Origin of the sequence: Rhizobium bangladeshense (genome assembly GCF_001662075.1) — a bacterium.
Lineage (GTDB): Bacteria > Pseudomonadota > Alphaproteobacteria > Rhizobiales > Rhizobiaceae > Rhizobium > Rhizobium bangladeshense_B.
The window spans coordinates 112,733-135,083 of record NZ_LYPL01000013.1; the positions used below are offsets into that span (position 1 = coordinate 112,733).

General features: G+C 63.5%; 20 protein-coding genes. 9 read left to right on the forward strand and 11 right to left on the reverse strand.

What is annotated here, in order from left to right:
* The first annotated feature begins 20 nt into the window (after positions 1 to 20).
* Positions 21 to 2,024, forward strand: a complete 2,004-nt coding sequence (locus A7X77_RS23480; RefSeq protein ID WP_064685243.1) for an aldo/keto reductase — start codon at positions 21 to 23, stop codon at positions 2,022 to 2,024.
* 44 nt (positions 2,025 to 2,068) lie between these two features.
* Here the strand turns inward: A7X77_RS23480 and cydX are convergent, their stop codons facing one another.
* The 7 genes from cydX to A7X77_RS23515 form a co-directional block, all read right to left on the reverse strand.
* Complete coding sequence (cydX, locus tag A7X77_RS23485) at positions 2,069 to 2,191, reverse strand: cytochrome bd-I oxidase subunit CydX (protein WP_040143024.1); 123 nt, start codon at positions 2,189 to 2,191, stop codon at positions 2,069 to 2,071.
* A 13-nt stretch (positions 2,192 to 2,204) separates the two neighbouring features.
* The gene (gene cydB / locus A7X77_RS23490) at positions 2,205 to 3,359 is read right to left on the reverse strand and encodes a cytochrome d ubiquinol oxidase subunit II (RefSeq protein ID WP_064685244.1); all 1,155 of its coding nucleotides are present in this window, start codon (positions 3,357 to 3,359) and stop codon (positions 2,205 to 2,207) included.
* Between the two features lie 6 nt (positions 3,360 to 3,365).
* The gene (locus A7X77_RS23495) at positions 3,366 to 4,946 is read right to left on the reverse strand and encodes a cytochrome ubiquinol oxidase subunit I (protein WP_064685245.1); all 1,581 of its coding nucleotides are present in this window, start codon (positions 4,944 to 4,946) and stop codon (positions 3,366 to 3,368) included.
* A 75-nt stretch (positions 4,947 to 5,021) separates the two neighbouring features.
* Complete coding sequence (locus A7X77_RS23500) at positions 5,022 to 6,713, reverse strand: amino acid ABC transporter ATP-binding/permease protein (RefSeq protein WP_064685246.1); 1,692 nt, start codon at positions 6,711 to 6,713, stop codon at positions 5,022 to 5,024.
* Positions 6,710 to 8,446: a thiol reductant ABC exporter subunit CydD gene (gene cydD, locus A7X77_RS23505; RefSeq protein WP_064685247.1), complete on the reverse strand. Its 1,737-nt coding sequence runs from the start codon at positions 8,444 to 8,446 to the stop codon at positions 6,710 to 6,712. The genes A7X77_RS23500 and cydD overlap by 4 nt, the downstream gene beginning before the upstream one ends.
* 4 nt (positions 8,447 to 8,450) lie before the next feature.
* Complete coding sequence (locus A7X77_RS23510) at positions 8,451 to 9,029, reverse strand: GbsR/MarR family transcriptional regulator (RefSeq protein ID WP_064685248.1); 579 nt, start codon at positions 9,027 to 9,029, stop codon at positions 8,451 to 8,453.
* A 291-nt stretch (positions 9,030 to 9,320) separates the two neighbouring features.
* Complete coding sequence (locus A7X77_RS23515; protein WP_064685249.1) at positions 9,321 to 9,920, reverse strand: HupE/UreJ family protein; 600 nt, start codon at positions 9,918 to 9,920, stop codon at positions 9,321 to 9,323.
* A 310-nt stretch (positions 9,921 to 10,230) separates the two neighbouring features.
* On the opposite strand from A7X77_RS23515, the gene A7X77_RS23525 reads away from it, so the two are divergent.
* Positions 10,231 to 11,262, forward strand: coding sequence for a hydroxyacid dehydrogenase (locus A7X77_RS23525; RefSeq protein ID WP_064685251.1), 1,032 nt, complete (start codon positions 10,231 to 10,233; stop codon positions 11,260 to 11,262).
* A 20-nt stretch (positions 11,263 to 11,282) separates the two neighbouring features.
* Here the strand turns inward: A7X77_RS23525 and A7X77_RS23530 are convergent, their stop codons facing one another.
* Together A7X77_RS23530 and A7X77_RS23535 are read right to left on the reverse strand one after the other, a co-directional pair.
* The gene (locus tag A7X77_RS23530) at positions 11,283 to 12,272 is read right to left on the reverse strand and encodes a Tim44 domain-containing protein (protein ID WP_064685252.1); all 990 of its coding nucleotides are present in this window, start codon (positions 12,270 to 12,272) and stop codon (positions 11,283 to 11,285) included.
* An 83-nt stretch (positions 12,273 to 12,355) separates the two neighbouring features.
* A complete protein-coding gene (locus A7X77_RS23535) occupies positions 12,356 to 12,814 on the reverse strand; it encodes a YbaK/EbsC family protein (protein ID WP_064685253.1) in 459 nt (152 codons plus the stop codon).
* Positions 12,815 to 13,062: 248 nt separating this feature from the next.
* On the opposite strand from A7X77_RS23535, the gene A7X77_RS23540 reads away from it, so the two are divergent.
* The 7 genes from A7X77_RS23540 (at position 13,063) to A7X77_RS23570 (ending at position 20,263) form a co-directional block, all read left to right on the forward strand.
* A complete protein-coding gene (locus A7X77_RS23540) occupies positions 13,063 to 14,409 on the forward strand; it encodes an extracellular solute-binding protein (protein ID WP_064685254.1) in 1,347 nt (448 codons plus the stop codon).
* A 64-nt stretch (positions 14,410 to 14,473) separates the two neighbouring features.
* Positions 14,474 to 15,775 carry a carbohydrate ABC transporter permease gene (locus A7X77_RS23545; RefSeq protein WP_064685255.1) on the forward strand — a complete coding sequence of 434 codons (1,302 nt, stop codon included), beginning with the start codon at positions 14,474 to 14,476 and terminating at the stop codon, positions 15,773 to 15,775.
* Between the two features lie 2 nt (positions 15,776 to 15,777).
* The gene (locus A7X77_RS23550) at positions 15,778 to 16,620 is read left to right on the forward strand and encodes a carbohydrate ABC transporter permease (RefSeq protein ID WP_064685256.1); all 843 of its coding nucleotides are present in this window, start codon (positions 15,778 to 15,780) and stop codon (positions 16,618 to 16,620) included.
* Positions 16,620 to 17,675, forward strand: a complete 1,056-nt coding sequence (locus A7X77_RS23555) for an ABC transporter ATP-binding protein (RefSeq protein ID WP_064685257.1) — start codon at positions 16,620 to 16,622, stop codon at positions 17,673 to 17,675. Before A7X77_RS23550 ends, A7X77_RS23555 begins: the two co-directional genes overlap by 1 nt.
* The gene (locus A7X77_RS23560) at positions 17,675 to 18,454 is read left to right on the forward strand and encodes a glycerophosphodiester phosphodiesterase (protein ID WP_064685258.1); all 780 of its coding nucleotides are present in this window, start codon (positions 17,675 to 17,677) and stop codon (positions 18,452 to 18,454) included. Before A7X77_RS23555 ends, A7X77_RS23560 begins: the two co-directional genes overlap by 1 nt.
* Entirely contained in the window at positions 18,438 to 19,442 is a 1,005-nt protein-coding gene (locus A7X77_RS23565) for a LacI family DNA-binding transcriptional regulator (protein WP_064685259.1), read from the forward strand. Before A7X77_RS23560 ends, A7X77_RS23565 begins: the two co-directional genes overlap by 17 nt.
* The gene (locus tag A7X77_RS23570; RefSeq protein WP_064685260.1) at positions 19,442 to 20,263 is read left to right on the forward strand and encodes an inositol monophosphatase family protein; all 822 of its coding nucleotides are present in this window, start codon (positions 19,442 to 19,444) and stop codon (positions 20,261 to 20,263) included. The genes A7X77_RS23565 and A7X77_RS23570 overlap by 1 nt, the downstream gene beginning before the upstream one ends.
* Positions 20,264 to 20,319: 56 nt before the next feature.
* Here A7X77_RS23570 and A7X77_RS23575 read toward each other — a convergent pair whose 3' ends face one another.
* Both A7X77_RS23575 and A7X77_RS23580 read right to left on the reverse strand, forming a co-directional pair.
* Positions 20,320 to 21,183: a glycerophosphodiester phosphodiesterase gene (locus A7X77_RS23575; RefSeq protein ID WP_197486883.1), complete on the reverse strand. Its 864-nt coding sequence runs from the start codon at positions 21,181 to 21,183 to the stop codon at positions 20,320 to 20,322.
* Positions 21,184 to 21,252: 69 nt separating this feature from the next.
* Positions 21,253 to 22,347, reverse strand: coding sequence for a pyridoxal-phosphate-dependent aminotransferase family protein (locus A7X77_RS23580; RefSeq protein ID WP_064685262.1), 1,095 nt, complete (start codon positions 22,345 to 22,347; stop codon positions 21,253 to 21,255).
* Positions 22,348 to 22,351: the final 4 nt, after the last annotated feature.

A 22,351-nucleotide genomic window follows, 5' to 3' on the forward strand; every position in this document is an offset into this window, starting at 1 on the left:
GAAAGACGAAAGAGGTTTTCATGACTTCCGATCAACCGATCCGCTGGGGCATCATCGGCCCCGGCACCATCGCTCGCACCTTTGCAGACGGCGTCGCCCATTCGCGCACCGGCAAGCTGGTGGCAATCGCCACCCGCAATCCTTCCAAGCCGGGACTTGCCGAAGCTTTCCCCGGCGCCCGCATCGTAAACGGCTATGAGGCGCTGCTTTCCGACCCCGAGGTTGATGCGGTCTATATTTCCGTGCCTCATACCGGCCATGCCGAATGGGCGATCAAGGCTGCGCGCGCCGGCAAACACATCCTGGTGGAAAAGCCGATCGCGCTGTCGGCCTATGATGCCGAGGCTGTCTACTATGAAGCCAAGAAGGCCGGCGTCTTTGCCGGCGAGGCCTTCATGTACCGCGTGCATCCGCAGACGGCGAAGCTGGTCGAACTCGTCAAGAGCGGCGTCATCGGCACCCTGCGCATCATCCGCTCGAGCTTCGGCTTCAACATGGGCAGCTATAAGCCGGAACACCGGCTATTCGCCAATGATACCGCCGGCGGTGGCATTCTCGATGTCGGCGGCTATCCGGTCTCGATGGCCAGGCTGATCGCCGGCGCCGCCGAGGGCAAGGCCTTCCTCGAACCAGAAAAGGTTTCGGGCGTCGCCCATCTCGGAGAGAGCGGCGTCGATGAATGGGCGTCGGCCGTGCTGAAATTCCCGAACGAGATCATCGCCGAAGTCTCCTGCTCGATCATGGCGCAGCAGGACAACGTCCTGCGTATCATCGGCTCCGAGGGCCGGATCGAGGTCGCCGACTTCTGGTTCGCCTCCGGCCACAAGGGCGGCGTCGGCAAGATCGAAATCTTCAAGGGCGGCAAACAGGAGACGATCGAGGTCAAGGAAGATCGCTGGCTCTATTCCTTTGAGGCCGATGCGGCGGGCGACGCCATCCGCGCCGGCAAAACCGAGTTCAGCACTCCCGGTATGAGCTGGGCGGATTCGATCGGAAACCTGCGCGTGCTCGACCAATGGCGCGCCTCGGTCGGTCTCGAATATGGTGTCGAGAAGGCGGTGAAGCGCACGAACAATATTGCCGGCGGCGCGGTCACGCGCGGCAATAGCATTCCGCAGCGCCAGATTCCCGGCATTTCCAAGCCGGCTTCGGTCGTGACACTCGGCTTCGAGTTCTTCCCGAATTTCGCTGCCGCCTCGCTGACGCTTGACGCCTTTTACGAGGCGGGGGGCAATGCCTTCGATACGGCCTTTGTCTATGGCGCAGGCAAGACGGAGGCGATCTTCGGTGACTGGCACACCAGCCGCAAAGTGCCGCGCGAGGAGATCGTGCTGATCGGCAAGGGCGCCCATTCGCCGCTCTGCTACCCCGATATGATTGCAAAACAGCTCGATCAATCGCTCGCCCGGCTGAAGACCGACTATGTCGACGTCTATTTCATGCATCGCGACAATACCGACGTGCCGGTCGGCGAGTTCGTCGATGCCATGGATGCCGAGGTCAAGCGCGGCCGCATCCGCGGCATCTGCGGCGGCTCGAACTGGACGCGAGCGCGTTTCGACGAAGCGATCGCCTATGCCGAAAGGACCGGCAAGGCGGCGCCGGCCGCACTCTCCAACAACTTCTCGCTTGCGGAAATGCTCGATCCGATCTGGGCCGGCTGCGTTGCCGCTTCCGACGACGACTGGAAAAAGTGGCTGAACGAGAAGCAGATCCCGAACTTTGCCTGGTCGAGCCAGGGCCGCGGCTTCTTTACCGACCGCGCCGGCCGCGACAAGCGAGACGATGAGGAGATCGTCCGCGTCTGGTATTCTGAGCGCAATTTCGGACGCCGCGACCGCGCCATCGAGCTTGCCGACAAGCTCGGCCGCAACCCAATCCACATCGCGCTCGCCTATGTCATCGCCCAGCCCTTCCCGGTCATCCCGCTGATCGGGCCGCGCACCGTCGCGGAGCTGGAGGATAGCCTCTCGGCGCTCGACATCCGGCTGACAGCTGATCAGGTGAAGTGGCTGGAAGGCTGAGAAAAGAAGAAAGGGCGCGGTTGGAAGCCGCGCCCTTTCCATCACTATTTCAACGTTTCGGACGCCTTCTTCTTGGCGGCGTCGTCCATCAGTTCATACCACATGGCGTTGAGGACGGCGAAGGCGGCGGCCAGCGGCAGGCCGAGGATCCACGCGAAATACCACATCGTTTCGTCTCCCTCAGTAGGCGTGACTGTTCTTGTCGGTGACGGATTTCTCGTCGACCTTGCCCCACAAAACCTTGTAGACCCAGGCGGTGTAGGCGACGATGATCGGCAGGAAGATCACAGTCACGACAAGCATGATGAACAGCGTCATATGGCTGGAGGATGCATCCCAGACCGTCAGGCTCGATCGCGGATCGAGCGAGGAGGGCAGGATGAACGGGAACATCGCCAGACCGACCGTGGAGATGATGCCCAGTATCGCCACCTTGCTGAAGATGAGCGTCGTCACCTCGCGTCCTGCCCGCATTGCGAGGAAGGCCAGTGCCGCACCTGCAAAGCCTAGGACGGGCGCCAGGATCGTCCACGGATGGGCGTTGTAATTGGCAAGCCATGCACCATTCTCGATCACCACGCTCTTCAGCAGCGGGTTTGACGGTCCGATTGGGCTGATATCGCTGGTGATGCGATAGCCGCCAACGCCGGTCCATAGGAAGAGGCCGCCGAGGGCAAAGAGCACGATGGCGGCAAGGGCGGCGATGCTGCCATAGCTTCTCGCCCGCTCCGCCACCGGCCCGCTCGCCTTCAAGACCAGCCAAGCGGCGCCGTGCATCGTCAACATGGCGACGGACAAGAGCCCGCAAAGCAGCGCATAGGGGTTGAGCAGGGCGAAGAACGAGCCTTCGTAAAAAATCCGCATGTCGTCGGCAAAGCGGAAGGGCACGCCCTGCAGCACATTACCGACGGCAACGCCGAAGATCAGTGCCGGCACGAAACCGCCGACGAAGAGCGCCCAGTCCCAGCCGTTGCGCCAGCGGGCGCTTTCCCGTTTCGACCGGTATTTGAAGCCGACCGGGCGCAGGATGAGCGCGAGGAGGACCGCGAACATTGCCAGATAGAAGCCCGAGAAAGAGACCGCATAAAGCGGCGGCCAAGCGGCGAAGATGGCACCGCCGCCGAGGATCAGCCAGACCTGATTGCCTTCCCAGGTGGCCCCGATCGTGTTGATCGCCACGCGCCGCTCCGCGTCGGTCCTGGCGACGAAGGGCAGAAGCGTGCCGACGCCGAGATCGAAGCCGTCTGTCGTTGCAAAAGCGATCAATATCACGCCGAGCAGCAGCCACCAGATGAGGCGCAGGGTTTCGTAATCGATGAGTTCGTGAAGGATCATGGCAGGTCACTCCGCGGCCGGGACGAGGGTTTCGGAAATCAGCACCGCTTCCGGCTCGTCGTCCGGTTCCGGCCCCTGGCGGATCGCCTTGATCATCAGGCTCATCTCGATGACGATCAGCACGGTGTAAAGCGCAGCAAAACCGATGATCGTCAAAAGCACGGTGCCGGCGCCGAGGCTGGAGACGGCGGCAGCCGTCGGCAGCACGCCTTCGATCACCCAGGGCTGGCGGCCGAATTCGGCGACGACCCAGCCGAGCTCGATGGCGACCCAGGGTAGGGGGATTGCCAGCACGGCAACCTTCAGCAGCAGCGGATATTTATCGAGATGGCGCCGGGCCGACAGCCAGAAGAAAGTGGCGGTCAAGAGGATGAAGAAAATGCCGAGGCCGACCATGATGCGGAAGGACCAGAAGAGCGTCGGTACATGCGGGATCGTGTCACGCGCCGCCTGGGCGATCTGCGCGTCGGTCGCCTGGCGCGGATCGTCGACATAGCGCTTCAGGAGAAGCGCGTAGCCGAGATCATGGCCGAGATCCTCGAAGGAGCTGCGCACCTCCTGCGCGACCTGGTCCTGCTCCGGCGCCCCACGGATCTGCATCAGCGCCTCGTAAGCCTTGATGCCGTCGCGGATTCGCACCTCGGCCTGCTGTTCGAGCTTGTCGATGCCGGGGATTTCGGTCGTCAGCGACCGTGTGCCGATCAGGCCCATCACCCAGGGAATATGCACGGCGAAATGCGTCTCGCGCGCCTCCTGATCGGGGAAGCCGAAGGCGGTGAAAGCGGCCGGAGCCGCCTCCGTCTTCCACATGCCTTCGATAGCGGCGAGCTTCATCTTCTGGTTTTCGGTCGCGAGATAACCGCTCTCGTCGCCGAGCACGACGACTGAAAGGGCCGAGGCGAGGCCGAAGGCGGCGGCGACCGTCATCGAGCGCTTGGCAAGCTCGATATGGCGGCCCTTCAGCACATACCAGGCCGAGACGCCGAGCACGAAGATCGAGGCGCAGACATAACCCGCCGAGACCGTATGAACGAATTTCGCCTGGGCCACCGGATTGAAGACAACGTCGAAGAAGCTGGTGATCTCCATGCGCATCGTCTGCGGATTGAGCGCCGATCCCACCGGATTCTGCATCCAGCCGTTGGCAATGAGGATCCAAAGTGCGGAGAAGTTCGAACCGAGCGCCACCGCCCAGGTGGCAAGGAGATGGCCGACCTTCGACAGCTTGTCCCAGCCGAAGAAGAACAGGCCGACGAAGGTCGCCTCGAGGAAGAAGGCCATCAGGCCTTCGATCGCCAGCGGCGCGCCGAAGATGTCGCCGACATAATAGCTGTAATAGCTCCAGTTCATGCCGAACTGGAATTCCATGACGATGCCGGTGGCGACGCCGAGCACGAAATTAATGCCGAACAGCGTGCCCCAGAATTTCGTCATCTGCCGCCAGATCTGGCGGCCGGTCATGACATAGACGGTTTCCATGATCGCCAAGAGCACGGACAGGCCGAGCGTCAGCGGCACGAACAGGAAGTGGTAAAGCGCCGTCAGCGCGAATTGGAAGCGCGATAGCGCGACGATGTCTAGTTCCATTGTCTTCTCCCACGGTCCCACGGGGTACGGAGCGTTCCCAAGCGCCGGCCGGCGCTTGAGGGCATGCGATCTCACTCAATCCGGCCGAAGCCGGTCGAGCGCCTTTTCGAACGCCGCTTCTCCACGGCGCGAAATTTCTAAGATGCGGCCACCTTCGATGACGGCGATGCGGTCGGCGATCGCAGCCTCGCGGCGGATGTGAGTCGCGATCACCAGCGAGCGGCCTGCCGCCATCGCCGACAGACGACCGAGCACGTCGCGGGCGGTGGCACCGTCGAGGCCCTCGGTCGGTTCGTCGAGCAGCCAGAGCGGCGTGTCGCGCAGGAAGAGCCGGGCAAGCGCCAGCCGGCGCGACTGGCCGCCGGAAAGGCCAAGCCCGCCTTCGCCGAGCCGTGTATCGATCCCCCGCGGCATGGCCTCGACATCGGCAAGCAGACCGGCGGCAGCAAGCACCTCCCGAAGACGCGCCTCGCTTGCGTTCGGGTCGGCAAGGGTAAGGTTACCCCGCAGGCTATCCTCAAAGAGTTCCGTCCGTTGTGTCAGCAGCGTCGCCGGCGTCGCTGCAATGCTTCCCGTCCTGGCCGGCAACTCCCCGGAAAGCAAAGCAAGCAGGCTCGACTTGCCGGCGCCGCTGCTGCCGATGACGGCGAGGCGTTCGCCCTGGCGGAGCGCAAGATCAATATCCTTGAGCACCACCGCGTTGGAGCCTTCATGGAAGGCGGACACGTCAGCCAGCGAGACGGCGTATCCCGGGAGGGGAGGGGCCACTGGTTCGTATGCGACGGCGACGGCAAGCCGCGGCGCGAGGCGCCTTGCCGCAAGCAGCGTCCTGCCGAGGTCAAGGGCGCCGCGACGCAGCGCCGCAAAGGGTTCGACGGCCGCAAAGGCGACGAGCAGGCCGAGGGCTGCAACCGGCGTGGTAATCGCCTTGGTGTCCGCAAGGGCGGCGACGGCCAGCAGCGACGCCGTCAATAGCAGGGTGGAGACGAGGCCGAAGCCGAATGTCAGGCCGGTTTCGACGCGGTTCAGCTGGTCGTCGGCGCGGCCGGCATAGCGGTCGGCCGCAGCGATCGCGCTCCTCTGTGCGGCAAGCCGGCCGGCCATCAACAGGTCGGTCTGACCGGCGACGAGATCGATCGTCCGCGACCGCAGTGTCTCGATGCCATGGGCGCGCCTGTGGGCATGTTGGCGCGCCGCCCGAGCAGCAATCAAGGGCAGGCCGAGGCCGGCGCCGGCGAGAAAGACGCCGAAGAACAGGCCGAACAGCGGATGCATGAGGCCCAGCACGAGGCTTGCCGCAAGGGCAGCAGCGATCGCCACCGCGGCCGGCACAAGGATTCTGAGATAAAGAGAGTCGAGCGCATCGATATCGGCCGTCAGCCGGAAGAGCAGCCTTGCCGGACGATGCAGGAGCGTGCGTGCGGCACCCGGTTCGGCGAAGCCGCGAAACAATCTTTCGCGAAGAGCGGCCAGCACGCCGAGCGTCGCGTCATGGGTCGCCAGCCTTTCACCATACCGTGCCGCCGTCCTGATGATGGCGAGCAGGCGGATCCCGGCTGACGGTGCGAAGACGTCGAAGGTGACGGCGGCAGCGGTCGAAAGGCCGGCAAGCGACGTGGCGGTGATGAACCAGCCGGACAGGCCGAGCAGAGCAATGCCCGCCGTAACCGTCGCTGCCGAAAGTGCAGCGCCGAGCAGCAGCGCACGCCGGCGCTCGGCAAAGAACAGGCGCAGGATCGGCTTGAGGTCTGCAGTGAATGTGGTCACTCCGCGGCCTCCCTCACAATAAAGTCGGCGTCGATGCGCATGGTACGGTGCATGCGCGCGGCCAACAGCGGATCATGGGTGGCAACGATCAAGGTGCGCCCCTTGGAAAGCGAAAGCAGACTTTCCGTCACTTCGGCGGCGGTGGCGACATCGAGATGCGCGGTCGGCTCGTCAGCCAGGATGATCCTCAGATGCGGATTGCAGGCGGCGCGGGCGATCGCAAGCCGCAGTGCCTCGCCGCCGGAAATGCCGGTGCCGCCTTCGCCGAGCGGTCGGCCGCCATAGGCGGCGGCTACCTTTTCCAGTCTCGCCGCATCAACTGCACCCGTCACATCGCCGCGTGGGATGCCGGGCCTGCCGAGCGTGATGTTGCCTGTAATGGTGCCGGCAAAAATATGCGGCTTCTGGCCGATCCACGCCATGGCGCCGCGCAAGAGCGCGGCGGTGTCATCCGCAAGTTCAACGCCGCCGATGACGATGCGGCCGCCAGTGCAGGGCGCCAGCCCCGCCATCAGTGAAAGAAGCGTCGATTTACCGGAACCGCTGGCGCCGAGAAGCGCCAGATGTTCACCGGCGGCAATATCGAGATCGAAGCCGCAGAGGACCAGCGGCTCATCGGCGGCGTAGCGGAAATCGACATTCTCAAGACGGATGTCCGGCGCTGCGAGAGAAGGCGCTGTCGCGGCTTCGGCCGATCCTCGAATGGACAGACCACCGGCAGCCAAGGCGTCCATGGCTTTCAGCGCCGCTTCGCCGGCGGCCCGATCGTGCCAGACCGCCGAAAGCTCGCGCAGCGGCTCGAAGAAGGCCGGCGCCAGCAGCAGTATGAACAATCCCTCGGTCAGGTCGAGCCGGCCTGCCCAGGTGCCGAAGCGGATCTCGCCAAGCAGGCTGAAACCGACATAGACGGCGATCATCGCCACACCTAACGCGGCGAAAAGTTCGAGCACGGCCGAGGAAAGAAAGGCAATCTTCAGCACCGCCATGGTGCGCGCACGCAGCGACTCCGCCTCGCGGCGCAGCCTGAGCGCGGTCGCATCCACCGCCTCGAGCGCACGGATCGTCGCCAGTCCGCGCAGCCGATCGAGCAGGAAGCCGTTGAGGCCGCCAGTGGCAATAAGCTGTCTTTCGCCGGCCGCCTGAGCACGCCAGCCGATCAGCGCCATGAACATCGGGATCAGCGGCGCGGCGAACAACAGCACCAGCGCGGCAATCCAGGAGACCGGAAGGACAACGGCAAGGATGATGAGCGGCACGAGGCTCGCCTTCACCCGCGCCGGCTGGAAACGGGCGAGATAGGGCACGATGAGTTCAGCCTGCTCGCCCAGCACGCTGGCGGCTTTGCCGGAGGCCGGCCGGCCCCGATCGATCGGCGACGACGTGGAGAGCGCCGCAGCGGCGCTCCGCCGCCTGCGGCTAAGCTCGGCGCGCGCGACATGAAAGGCCAGGCGGCCGCCGGTCGCGTCGAGACAGCTTCTTGCCAGTCCGAGAAGAAGAATGCCGATGGCCGGCGAGACAACGCCTTGCAATCCGCCGCCATCGGCGATGCGGCCGACCGAGACGGCCAGTAACCCGGCCTGCGGAATCCAGATCGCGGCGGCGAGTGCCTGCAGCATCGCCGCTCGGCGCATCCCTCTTTTCGCATCATCCGGACCGGTGATGGGCGAGACATCGCCGTTCAGTGCCGGCTTGGTCTCCCCCCTGTCCTTCACGTCGAAGAAAGCAGTGCCCATGGCGCTAACTTTTGTTCGCAGGATTCGGCCGGCGGCTGCGGCCGAGCGAAACCACCCGGTCCTTGGCCTCCAGAAGCTTCGTCACTTTCGCGCCCAGCGAAAGGAGCGTCGCGAGCCTTTCGGTTTCCAGCTGTTTAACGTCCTCGTACCAATGGGTCAGCTGCTCGATCAGCGTGTGCATTTCGCTCATGCGCTGCTGCGCGTGCCGTTCGGCCTCGCTGGCGGGGCGCTGCATGAGGATCTCGCGCAGAACCGACAGTGTCGGATCCACTTCACGCTTCTTTCGTTCCTCGGCAAGCGTCTGCAAGATCAGCCAGACATCATCGGGCGTCGTGAAGAAATCGCGGCGGTCGTCCGGCTTGTGTTTGAGAAGGACGAGGTTCCATGCCTGAAGTTCGCGCAGGCTCATCGAAACATTGGAGCGCGAGATGCCGAGCGAGTCGGCAATCTCCTCCGCACAGAGCGGCGCCGGCGAGACGAAAAGCAGCGCATAGATCTGGCCGACCGTGCGGTTGATTCCCCAGCGAGATCCCATTTCGCCGAAGTGGAGAACGAAGGACTGGACGAGAGGCGGAAGGTTCATAGTGGTTTCCGTTGCATCTGTGATTTCAGAAATTTCTGAAATCACTATACTGACTCTCGCACCCCACCGACAACCGGCAAGGCGGCCCTGCGTCAATTTGGAAGTCCGTTCGTTGATCGTGCGTCAGCTATAGCCCGACGCGACAGGAGGGGATTTGATTTAGGTCAAGTCCGCCGCACTTTGCCGCGATGACGCAGGAACGCCCGGTTATGCCGCGCAAACCGGGCGTTCTCGTTGGACCATGATGTTTTGGACGCGTTTGCCGCCGGGGCGGCTGCAATGCCGTCAGGCTCAGATCAAGCCGGATAGGATGCCGACGCCCGCGATGGTGGCAATACCGCCGGCCGCGCGAGTTACGAAGACGCCCTGCCGCTCGCCGGCCCGGCCGATGACGTAACCAAGGGAGAGGCCGGCGACGTGAAGCAGTCCCGTGGCAATCATGAACCCAGCGGCATAGGCAGCGCCGGCCGCATCTTCCGGCATTTCGGCGCCATGCGCATGGCCATGAAAGATGGCGAAGAATCCGACCATGCCGAGCGCTGCGGCGAGCGGCGCCCTGACATTGAGGGCAACGACGGCCCCGAGAACGATGACGGAAAGCGCGATGCCGGCTTCAACAAAGGGAACATTGACGCCGGTAACGCCGAGAGCGCCGCCAATCGCCATCACCATGACGAAGGCTGCCGGCAGGAGCCAGAGAGCACGGCCGCCAAGCTGGAAAGCCAAAACGCCGACCATCACCATGGCGAGGACATGATCGAGTCCGGAAAGCGGATGAGCAAAGCCATGGCTGAAGCCGGCGGCTTCGCCAACGGCAGGATGGGCGGAAGCGACTGCCGGGAGCGCTACAGCAGCCAAGGCAAGCAGGCCGCTCTTCAGTGCTGGTTTCATTGTCGATTCCCTCGCGTTCTGGAAAATCCTGTGGCTGCCCAAGACCAGGGCTGGCTCGCGCTCCTCAAGCTAATTCAAGGGATTCGCAGCGTCAACGGAAAAATCATTAAATAACAAGTCAATTCAACTGCTTATCTGATAGGCAAATGCCGCTTTCCATTGCTTCTCGCCCCGCCGGCCGCTCAGGAGCGACGCCATTATACGGATCGCCGCTCTGTATTGCTCTTTGGCGAACTGGAAACAGCCGCAGGCAGGGGCTATTAACCCTTCAGCGAGAAGATGCAAGCCGCCCGCGATGGAGGACACACCCATGACGAATGTCGAACGGCCGCTGGCGATCAGTGCGCCCGAACCGCGCACGCTCGATCTGATCTTCAGCGATCAGGCGCGCGCCGAATTGCATGCGAAATACGACGTGGTCGAAGCCGATCCGGAGAATATCGTCGGGCTTGGCGACGAGATCCTCGGCAGGGCGCGCTATATCATCGGCCAGCCGCCGCTTTCGGCCGAAACGCTCGCCAGAATGCCGGTCCTGCGCTCTATCCTCAATGTCGAAAGCAATCTCCTGAACAACATGCCCTATGACGTGCTCTTCCAGCGCGGCATCCATGTCGTGACAACGGGCCAGGTCTTCGCCGAACCGGTCGCCGAAATCGGTCTCGGTTTCGCGCTGGCCTTGGCGCGCGGCATCGTCGATGCCGATATCGACTTTCGCCACGGCAGCGAACTCTGGGGCGGGGAGGGCAATGCGAGTGCGCGGCTGATCGCCGGTTCCGAGATCGGCATTATCGGCTTCGGCGATCTCGGCAAGGCGCTGCGCCGCGTGCTGTCCGGCTTCAGGGCGCGCATCAGGGTCTTCGATCCCTGGCTGCCCCGCTCGATCCTCGAGGAAAACGGCGTAGAGCCGGCAAGCCTAGAGGATGTTCTGACGAAGAGCGATTTCGTCTTCGTCGTTGCCGCCGTCACCAGTGAAAACAAGGGATTTCTCGGCGCCGAGGCCTTCGCCGGCATGCGCAGGGGTGCAGCCTTCATCCTGCTCAGCCGCGCCGATGTCGTCGATTTCGATGCGCTGATGGCGGCCGTCTCGTCAGGCCATATCGTCGCGGCCAGCGATGTCTACCCCGAGGAGCCGCTGCCGCCAGATCATCCAGTGCGCAGCCTGAAAGGCTTCATCCGCTCGGCGCATCGGGCCGGCGCCCTCGACAGCGCCTTCAAGAAGATGGGCGATATGGTGCTGGAAGATATGGACCTGATGGACCGTGGCTTGCCGCCGATGCGCTGCAAGCGGGCGGAACGCGAGACGGTCTCCCGCATGCGCTCCAAACCGGTCGCGGTGAATTAAGCCAGGGTAAGCGCGCCACCTCAGGCGGCGCGCTGCTCGGTGCCCTGGATCGCGGCGAGCTTCCAGTCAGCGCCCGATTTGCGCACGAAGGTCCATACCTCCGTGCTCTCGCTCGGGTGACGGTCGTCACCGGAAACGACACGGCCGCTTTCGCGTTCGACCATGGCGTCAATCGACGAGTAACGCATGGCGAGCGTCGCATATTCCTGGCCGTCTTCGCGCCAGGCCTCGGCAATATCGCCCTGCAGCAGCTTGACGTCGGAGACGCGGTTGCGCACGCCGTTGGTGGCGTTTTCGCCGAGTTCCTCGGCAAGATAGGACATGGCCTCGGGCGTCGTCAGCCGGCGCAGCGTGCCATAATCCTCAGCGCCGTAAGCGGTCTGAATGCTGGTCAGCAATTCCTCGAACTGGTCGAGATCGGCCTGTGCCAGCCCGATCTCGTCGCTCGGGCGGTTGCCGCGCGACGATTGGCCGAAAGAAGCACCCGAACCGATCGCCGGGATCTGGAAGGACGAATTCTTGGCAGGGGACATATCATAGGAGCGGCTCTGGCCGCTCACCCCGTAGGAGGGCTGGCGGCGATTGGCGAAATAACGCATCGCCAGCATGACGGCGCCGCCGATCAACGCGATCTGCAACAGCATGCCGAGGAAGCCGAAGGCGCCGCCGAAACCGTGGCCGAGCAGCATGCCGAGAAGGCCGCCGGCGATCAGGCCGCCGATCATCGACCGGCCGAAACCGCCGAAGAGGCCCGGGCGCTGGGCGCCGAAGGACTGTTGCGCGGCAGCGGGCGCCGTCGTCTGCGGGCGCGGCGTCATCGACCGTTCGATCGGCGCGGCCGGAGCAGGCGCAGTTTGAGTGACAGGCGGAGCCTGGAAAGTGCGCGTGCCGCGGCTTCCGAAACCGCCGCCGGCACGGCGCGCCTCGGCATCCCCGAGCGAAGCAAAAACAGTAGCGCTCGTCAGTACGGCAATCGCCGCGACCTTGGCAAAACGCGAAACGGCACTCATTCCTGATCTCCTGTCATGCACATCACGGCATGTCGAGATGTCATATAGGTATTCTTTCCCGCGTGTGAAGTTCTTCGGCGCCATTACTGGCAGACATCGACCCAGCTGGCGCCGGTCAACTCCGCCAGCCGTCCTGTGGCGATGCGCACCGCCGAATTGGTCGAGCCGGCCGCCGGGACGACTTCGTCGAAGCGTTTCAGCGAAATATCGCAATAGATCGGCAGCGGCGAGGGCAGGCCGAAGGGGCAGACACCGCCAACCGGATGGCTGGTGACCGCCACGACTTCTTCGGCATCGAGCATGCGCCCCTTGGCCCCGAACGTGTCCTTGAACTTGCGATTGTCGAGGCGGGCCAACCCGCCGGCGACAACCAACATCATCTGCTCGCCGACGCGCAGGCAGATCGTCTTGGCGATCTGGGCGGGCTCGACACCATGGGCCTCGGCGGCAAGGGCAACCGTCGAGGAACTCTCGGCGGTTTCGATGATGTCGATATCAGGGGCATGCGCACGGAGGAAGGCGCGGACGGATTCAAGGCTCATGACGTGATGCTAGCCCAGCATAAGCGCAATTTGAAGCACAAAACATGCCCGCTGAAAACCGTCGCTTGCAAGTCTTTCGGACATCGTCATAATAATTTTGCACACGTGCTCAATTTTGTCATTCGGCCGTTACGTTGAGCCCATAGAGCGGGACATGTCACGTTTTCGTGGGGTTTCGGAACGGCCGTCAAGCGACAGTGCTGACCCGTCAAGAGGCTTCACACTGCTCTTCCAGGGAGACGAAGAAAATGACCATTTTGCCGACGTTGAAATCCCTTACGATCGCGGCCGCCATCCTGGCCTCGACCTCCGCCTTTGCGCTTGCCAAGGACGTTACGATCAGCGTCTGGGCCGGCGGCACCGGCCCGAACGACACCTATCGCCTCGACGCTATCGAGATCGCAGCCCAGCAGTTGCAGCGCGAAGCCGCGCTCAAGGGTGAAGACCTGAAGATCACCATCGAGAAGAAGGCCTATTCCGGCTGGGACGATTTCAAGCAGGCGCTGACGCTTGCCGCGGAAGCCAAGACCGCACCGAACATCGTCGCCAGCGGTCATGAAGATATCGCTCCCTGGTCGCAGGCCGGCCTTATCGTTCCGATCGAGGATCACGTTGATCTCGACGCCTGGCCGCTCAACGGCATCTACGAAAACCTGATGCAGATCGCCTCGTACAACGGCACCGTCTACGGTATTCCGCAGGATGCCGAATCCCGCCCGATGTTCTTCTGGAAGCCTTACATGAAGGCGATCGGCTATAGCGACGCCGATCTCGATGCATTGCCGCAGAACGTTCAGGACGGCAAGTACACCATGAAGAACCTGCTCGAAGACGCCAAGAAGATGCAGGACAAGGGTCTCGTCCAGCCAGGCTACGGCTTCTACCCGCGCCCCAGCAACGGCCCTGACTACTGGCAGTTCTACACGAGCTTCGGCGGCACGATGGAAGAAAACGGCAAGCTCGTCTTCGACAAGGCGGCCATGACCCGCACCTATCAGTTCATCTCCGATGCCGTGAAAACGGGCGTCACCAAGAAGAACCATATCGGCATGCCGGGTGATCAGTGGTGGAAGGAAGTCGCCACCGGCAAGGCCGGTATCTGGGACGCCGGCACCTGGCATTATGCCCGCCTCGTCAACCAGGAGGGCCTGAAGGATTTCTTCGACAACATCGTCTTCACGCTGATCCCGGCCGGCGAGGGCGGCAAGGCCAACACGCTGACGCATCCGCTCGTCTACATGCTGACCGCAGGACATAGCGATGAAGATACGCAGATCGCCGCTCAGCTGATCACGATCGCCTCCGAACCGCGCATCAACGCGCTGCATGCGATCAAATCCGCCCATCTCGGCATCTCCAAAGCTGAAGCCGAAGTGGACTTCTATGCGGACGACCGCTGGGCTCGCGAAGCCACCGAGCGCCTGCTGCCGCATGCCAATGCGATGCCGAACAATTCCGATTTCGGCAAATATTGGAACATCATGTGGAAGAACCTCGAGGCATCCTGGACCGGCGCCAAGACCGTCGACGGCGCCATCGGCGATGCCGAGAGCGAGCTGAAGAACACGCTCGGCGACAAGATCGTCATCCGCTAAAACAGAAGCACTCTTCCGGGCGGCGGAGACCCCGCTGCCCGGTCCGTCCCGCGAGGAAGCTTCCATGAAATCGTCCAGAACGCTCGGACTGGTGATGATCGCGCCTGCGGCGATCATGATCGTCCTGTTCTTCCTGATGCCGGTGGTTCTGACGGCGGTCTTCTCGATGACAAATATGACGACCGCCACCGGCATTTCCGGCGGCGTCTATCAGATCGCACCCAATTCCCTGATCGCACTGAAGTCGGCCATGCCGGACATTGCCGCCGATATGGCCGAACCACGCTACGCGATCGACGAGGCGGGCCTCAAGGCCGTCGAGGACCTCGGCCTTGAGCCTGGTATCGCCGCGGAGCTGCGCGCCAGACATGCCGGCGAGGTCTTCCCGACGCGCCGCGAAGCCGAGCGTATGATCAAGGATCTCGCCGACCGGCCTTCGACGCGCGAGGTCAAACAGATCTCCGAACAGTTCAACCGCTCCGTCGTCAACACCCGCTTCGACAGCAAGGAACAGCTGTTTTCGGCGTTGGACACCCTCGGTCTCAAGCTGACGCAGGAACAGAAGGAAACGGTGGCCGAGGCCACCTATACCGGTTGGACCTGGACATCAGACAATTTCTCCCGCATCGCCACCTCGCCGGATATGGCGCGGGTGCTCTTCAACACTGCGCTCTACGTCGCGCTGGTGCTGACGCTCTTCAATGTCGGCTATGCGCTGCTGCTCGCCATCTGGACGCATTATATGCCGCCGACGCCAGCCTCGATCTTTCGTGGCATCTGGCTTCTGCCGCGCATCACCCCCGTCGTCATCTACGTCATGCTGTGGAAATGGCTCGCCTGGGATACCGGTTTCATTTCGATCCTGATGGGCAAGTTCGGCTATCCCCCGAAGAACTACCTGCTCGACAACGCTTATAATGCCTGGTTCTTTGTCGTGCTGATCAACGGCTTCATCGGCGCCTCGATGGGAATGCTGGTGTTCGCCTCGGCAATGAGGGCCATTCCGAAGAGCCAGTTCTATGCGAGCGAGGTCGATGGCGCCTCGCGCTGGCAGCAGATCCGCTACATCATCCTGCCGCAGATGCGCTGGCCGATCCTCTTCGTCACCTGCTACCAGACGCTGTCGCTGCTCGCCTCCTTCAATGAAATCCTCCTCGCCACCAACGGCGGACCGGGCAATACGACCGAGGTCTGGGCGCTCTCCGCCTATCACACCGCGCTCAGGAATTATGCCGGCAATCTCGAATACGGGCTGGGCGCGGCCATGGCGCTGGTGCTCGTCGTCATCGGCGTGATGCTGTCGCTCCTTTATCTGCGCGTCTTCAACTACGGCACGCTTGTCGCCAAGCCCCTGATCGAGGACTGACCATGGCCGAACAATCGCAGCCCTCGGCAAATTATCGCAGCTGGCCCGTCATAACGGCGCTCACCGTCGTCAGCCTGCCGCTGCTCCTGATGTATGTCTATCTCTTCCTCGACACCGTGACGGTGAAGCCGCCGGATGCGCTGCTGCCCTCCGGCCTGACGTTCAATCACTGGCGTTTTCTGTGGCAGACGACGGCGGGCAAGGCGAATATCTGGCAGGTGACGGTGAATACGCTGCTGTTTTCGGCCTGCACCACCAGCCTCGTGCTCATCGTCTCGTCGATGGCCGGTTATGTGCTGTCGCGGCTGAACGTGCCGGCACGCGGCTTCTTCCTTGCCGGCGTCATGGTGCTGCATGCCTTCCCGTCGGTCACGCTGATCATCGCTATCTTCATCGTGCTGCAGATGATCGGTCTCTACAATTCGCTGATCGGCGTCATCCTGGTGAAGGCGGCGATCGACCTGCCGCTCGGCATCTGGCTGATGAAGGGCTTCTACGACACCGTGCCCTGGGAAATCGAAATGGCCGGCGTCGTCGACGGCGCCTCACGCTTCCGGGTCTGGCGCAGCCTCGTGCTGCCGCAGGTCAAGCCCGGCATCATGGCGCTCGGCCTGTTCTCCTTCCTCTCCGGCTGGGGCGAATTCATCCTGCCGCAGGTCCTGGCGCCGGGCAATGACGTCCAGGTGCTGTCGGTCTATCTCGCCGGCTTCCTCGCCGACGACAACAATTACGATTTCAATATGTTCAAGGCCGTCGGGCTCTTCTACCTCATTCCGGTGCTGATCGCTTACGCGCTCTTCAACAAATATCTGATGAACATCTACGGCGGCGGGAGCAAAGGCTGATGCGCATCCTCCTCGACAATTTTTCGAAGAGCTTCGGCTCCACCAAGGTCATCGAGAACATGCAGCTCGAAGTCCGCGACGGCGAGATGCTGGCGCTGCTCGGGCCTTCCGGCTGCGGCAAATCGACGACGCTTTTCGCGGTCTGCGGCATCCACCGGCCCTCCAGCGGGCGCATCCTCTTCGGCGACCGCGACGTCACCGACCTGCCGAGCCAAGCCCGCAATGTCGGCGTCGTCTTCCAGTCCTATGCGCTTTATCCGCACATGACGGTTGCCGAAAACATCGCTTTTCCCCTCAAGGTGAAGGGCGTCAACGCCGCCGACATCCGCAAGGAGGTCGATCGCATTTCCGGGCTTGTCCATATCGACAATCTCATGGAACGCCGACCGGCGCAGCTTTCCGGCGGCCAGCAGCAGCGCGTGGCGCTGGCCCGCGCCCTGATCCGCAAGCCCGACGTGCTGCTGCTCGACGAACCGCTCGCCAATCTCGACGCCAAGCTGCGCCTCGAAATGCGCTCGGAAATCCGCCGCCTGCAGCGCGAGACCGGCATCACGGCCATTCTCGTCACCCATGACCAGGTGGAGGCGATGAGCATGTGCGACCGCATCGCCATCATGAAGGAAGGCGAGATCGTCCAGATCGCCACCCCGGCCGAAATGTACAATGACCCGAAAACCGCCTTCGTCGCCGGCTTCCTCGGCAATCCGCCGATCACCTTCCTGCGCGGCGTCATGGACAAAGGCGCCTTCATCATCCCCGAGAGCGAGATCCGCGTGCCGCTGCCGGGCACCGTCGGCGCCGCCGAAGGCAGCAAGCTGATGCTTGGCGTCAGACCCGAGCATTTTACACCGGCGGGTGATACCCCCGTCACGGGCAAGATCACCTTCGCCGAGACACAGGGCCGCGAAAACCTCTACGACGTGGCTCTTGCAGGTGGCCCGCTGCTGCGTTCGATTCAGCCGGTGCGCAACGATATCCATGTCGGCGACCATGTCACCTGGGCGATCGACAGCCGTGGCGTGTTCGTCTTCGACGAAAATGGCAGGAGGATTTGATGACCCGCGATTTTTCGGCTTTTTTCGAGCGCTATGGCTGGCCGGCGGCCAAGGGTCAGATCCCCTTCTGCATCGGCCATCGCGGTGCCAGCGGCCATGAACGCGAGAACACGCTCGCCGCCTTCCGCCGCGCTACCGAACTCGGCGCCGAGATGTGGGAGCTCGACACGCAGTTGACCGGCGACGGCGTGGTCGTCGTCTCGCATGACGACCATCTCGAACGCGTCTTCGGCATCGACCGACGCATTTCCGACATGACGGCCGCCGAGCTCGCCGCCCTCGACGGCGTCGACGTGCCGCGTTTTTCGGAGGTCGCCGCTCTCGCCCGGGAGACCGGAACCGGTCTCTATGTCGAGCTGAAGGCGTCCGGGACCGGCCTGCGCTGCTGGCGCCATCTAGCCGAGATGAACCAGCGTTTTGCCTGCCTCGGCTCCTTCGATACGGAGCAGGTGCGCGAACTCAGGGACGCGGGTTGCGACTTCCCGCTTTCGGTGCTGATCCGCGTCGGCCACGACCCGCATGCGCTGGGCGACGAGGCCGGCGCCGATATTCTGCACCTCTGCTGGGAGAGGGCAGTCGAGCGGCCGCAGGACCTGATAAACGACGCGCTGATGCAGCGCGCCTTCGAGGCGGGCCGCGAAATCGTGCTCTGGCACGAGGAGCGGCCGGCCATTCTCGACGACATCATCAAACTTCCGGTTCTCGGCATCTGCACGGATCTGCCCGATCTGATGCGGCCGTCGGCAGAGAGGGAAAACGCAGTTGCCAGACAGGGATAAGGGACCGCGCAAGGTAACCTCCTTCGACGTGGCGCGGGTGGCCGGCGTCTCGCGCGCGGCCGTCTCACGTGCCTTCACGCCGGATGCCAGCGTCTCGCCGAAGACCCGGGAAAAGGTCTATCAGGCCGCCAAGGAGCTCGGCTACCGGGTGAACTACCTTGCCCGAAGCCTCACCAACAAACGTTCCGATCTCGTCGGCGTCGTCGCCGCCGGCCTCGACAATCCGTTCCGCACATTGCAGATCGAGCATCTGGCGAGAGTGCTGCTTGCCCGCAATTTCCGCCCCATCCTGCTGCCGACCTCGCAGGAGGCGGATACCTCGACAGTCATCGGTCAGCTGCTGCACTACGCCGTCTCCGGCGTCATCGTTACCTCGGACGCACCGCCGACCACGATCTGCGAGCAATGTGCGGCCGAAGGCGTGCCGATCGTCTTGATCAACAAGGGCAATGACATTCCCTTTGTCGATCGCATCATCTCGGACGACCGCATGGCCGGCCATCTCGCCGCCACCCACTTGATCGAAAGCGGCGTGCGAAAGCCCGCCGTGATGGCCGCACCCGCCATATCCTATACGGCCCGGCGGCGCAGCGAGGCCTTCATTGCTCGCTGCAAGCAGCTCGGCGCCGAGCCGCAGTTTCTCCAGATCAGGATCAACGATTACCGCAGCGGCTATGATGCGGCCGGCGAACTTGCCGCATCCGGCATTGATGGCTTGTTCTGCGCCAATGACTACATGGCCTGCGGCGTCCTCGACCGCATCACGCAGGGCCGCGGCCGCGACGACGCGCCGCCGCTCTCCATCATCGGCCATGACGATATTCCGCAGGCGAGTTGGACCGCCTATGAGCTAACGACGATCCGCCAGCCTTGCGATATCCAGGCCGAACAGACCGTCGATCTGCTGATGAGCCGGATAGCCGAGCCGGACCTGACGGCGCGCGTCGAATTTACGCCGGTGACACTGATAAGAAGAAGGACTGCCTGATGAATTCCGCATTCGATGCCGCTGCCATCCGGGCCCGGGCGGAAGTCGCGATCGCCGTTGCCCTCGAGACCGGACGGGAAGCGGCCCGGTTTCGGCGCGACTCTGACCCCGGCATCCTCGCCGTCGAAAACAAGGGATTGCAGGACTTCGTCACTGTCGCCGACAAGAGGGCCGAACAGGCGATCCGCGACGGGCTCCTCTCGCGCTTTCCAGACGATACGTTCATGGGGGAGGAAAGCGGCGGACTGTCGGATGGGGTCGGCGTCTGGGTCGTCGATCCGATCGACGGCACGACCAATTACATCAGGGGCTTCCGGCATTGGGGCGTCTCGATCGCCTTCGTCGCCGGCGGCAGGATCGAGATCGGCGTGGTTTACGACGCTGCCGAGGACAAGGTCTTCCATGCCGTGCGCGGCGATGGCGCCTTCAAGGACGGGCTTGCCATTCATGCCGCCGCAACCGACGATCCAGCCAATGCGCTAGTCATCCTCGGGCATTCCCGCAAAACGAGTTTCGACGACTATCTCGCACTCTCCAGACGGCTGCACGAGAGCGGCATCGACTATCGCCGCATGGGCGCGGCTGCCATCGACCTGGTTCGCGTCGCCGAGGGTGCCGCCGACCTCTATTACGAACGCCATCTCAATGCCTGGGACATGCTTGCCGGCGCGCTGATCGCCGAAGAGGCCGGCGCTGTGGTGGCGATGCCGCCGATCGGCAAGCTGCTTGAGTATGGAGGGCCGGTCATCGCCCACGCGCCGGGGCTTGCCGGCGAATTCGCCTTCCTCCTCGAGAGCGAGGGGCTGTCAGTCGGCGGCTAAAAGCCCGTTGCTCAAGGCATGCCATCGTCCGGAACGGCTGCACATTTCCGGGCGGGTCAACCCGCCATGCGGCGGCTCCAGGCGCGTTCGGTCGCCGGCGCCTCGTCGGTGGTGATCTGATCCGGCTTCAGGGCCATCAGCGCCTGGAAGTTCCGCCATTCCGCTTCGCTAAAACCGACCTCGGGATGCTTCAGGGTAAAGGTCCAGGCATCGACGCGTTTGCCTTCGTCCTGGCAGAGCGCGATCATGTCGAAACCCTCATTGGCGGCATCAAGGATCAGCGGCCAGTGGAGATAGACCGTGTCCGGTTCAGTCGGACCGCGCAAATCGGCGCGCAATTCGATCTCGACAGCCTTCCAGCCGCCGGCCTTCCTGATCCCGTAGAGTTTGTCCGTGGGATCGATGCCGCGCAAGAGATGCGGAAGCTTCTCCTTGACCGCGACGATGAGGTCGAGACTGCCGGCGCTGACGATCACCGAGGCGGCGATCTCCTGGAAATGCACGGCAAGATGCGCGATGCCCTGCGCGCCGATCGCCTCGTAGTCGTCCTTCATGTCGAATTGCAGCAGTGCGGCCGGGTGGGCCGCTTGCAGCATGGCGGCGAGGTCTTCACTGAGGATCAGCGGCCGGTCGCCCCCCTGCATCCTGATATCGCGGAGGTCGCCGAGGCGCTTTTCGGCGATCGGTCCATGACCGGTCGTTTCCCCTTCGAGGTCCTCGTCGTGCAGAACGACGAAACCGCCGTCGGCGCGCACGCGCAGATCGAGTTCCATCGAGGCGCCTGCGGCAAATCCCTCCGCCATCACTTCGGCGGAGAACAGCGGATCGGCAAAACGTTTGCGCAGCCGGTGCCATTTCAGGCGGGTGCAATGCCCCTCGTGCAAAATCTCCAGGCCCTGCGCATCCAGCAATTTCGTCATCTGCACCAAATCTCCGCGACGCCACTCTCCTGCCTTGGACAGCCGCGATTTTCAAGGGTCAGATACGTCTCAGCGGCTGTAGGCCGCAGATATCGCCTCTGCAGCGGCGGCGATATCTACGGGACGGCCGGTCTGCCTGAGGGCTGCGCCGTAGCCCACGACATTCGATAGTACTGTCTGGAATGCGGCGCGCGGGCCCGTGTGGTTCAGCCGCACGAGGCGGGCGGGCGCGGTTCCCACGGCCTCCGTCAGCTCGACCCCCAGCCGCCCCGCGGCCGCGATCACCGAAGCAGGTTCCAGTGCCTCCGGCAACGGCACCGCCGTCACCAGGTTCGACGCTTTTGCCGCCGTCACCCAAGCGGGGGCGCCGAGTGCGGCGAGCCCGACCGACGTCGCCGATGCCGCCAGTGCATGGCGGGCAATAACATTCTCCAGGCCCTCGGCCTCGATGCGGTCGAGAGCCGCCTCCAGCGCAAAGAATTCCAGCGGCGCCGGGGTTCCGGGCAGGATGCGCCGACCGTCGTCGATCCAGAGCTTCAGATCGGCCAGGGACAGGATCGAGTCGCGCGGCGCGCCGGCCTTGAGAACGAGATCCCAGGCACGCTGACTGACGGAGAGCGCAGAGACACCCGCCGGACCGCCGATCGCCTTCTGCGGGCCGATCACCGCGATGTCGATGCCGAGATCGTCGACCTCGAGCCGATGCCCGCCGACCGAGGCGACCGCATCGACGACGGTGACGATGCCGCGGGTGCGCGCAAGCGCGAGTATCTCCGGCAGCGGGTTGAGAATGCCGCTCGCAGATTCCGCGTGAACCACGGCGAGTACATCGATATGAGGGCCTGCATCGAGCGCTTTGGCGACAGCGTCGATCTCGATCGGCAGGCCCGGCTCGGCGACGAGATTCCGAACGGTTGCGCTGCCTCGCCGCAGCCATTGCCCGAACCAGCCGCCATAGGAACTGGTGACGAGGTTGAGGGCAGAAAGGCCGGGACGCGCGAGACTGACCGCCACCGCTTCCAGCGCCACCACCGCCTCTGCCTGCACCAGCACGACGTCACCCCGGCATCGCAGAATGCGGCCGATTCTGTCAGCGAGCATGGCGTAGCGCTCCGCGGGGTACAAAGGCGCGCCGAGCAGGGGATTCCAACCGAGATCGAACATGGAC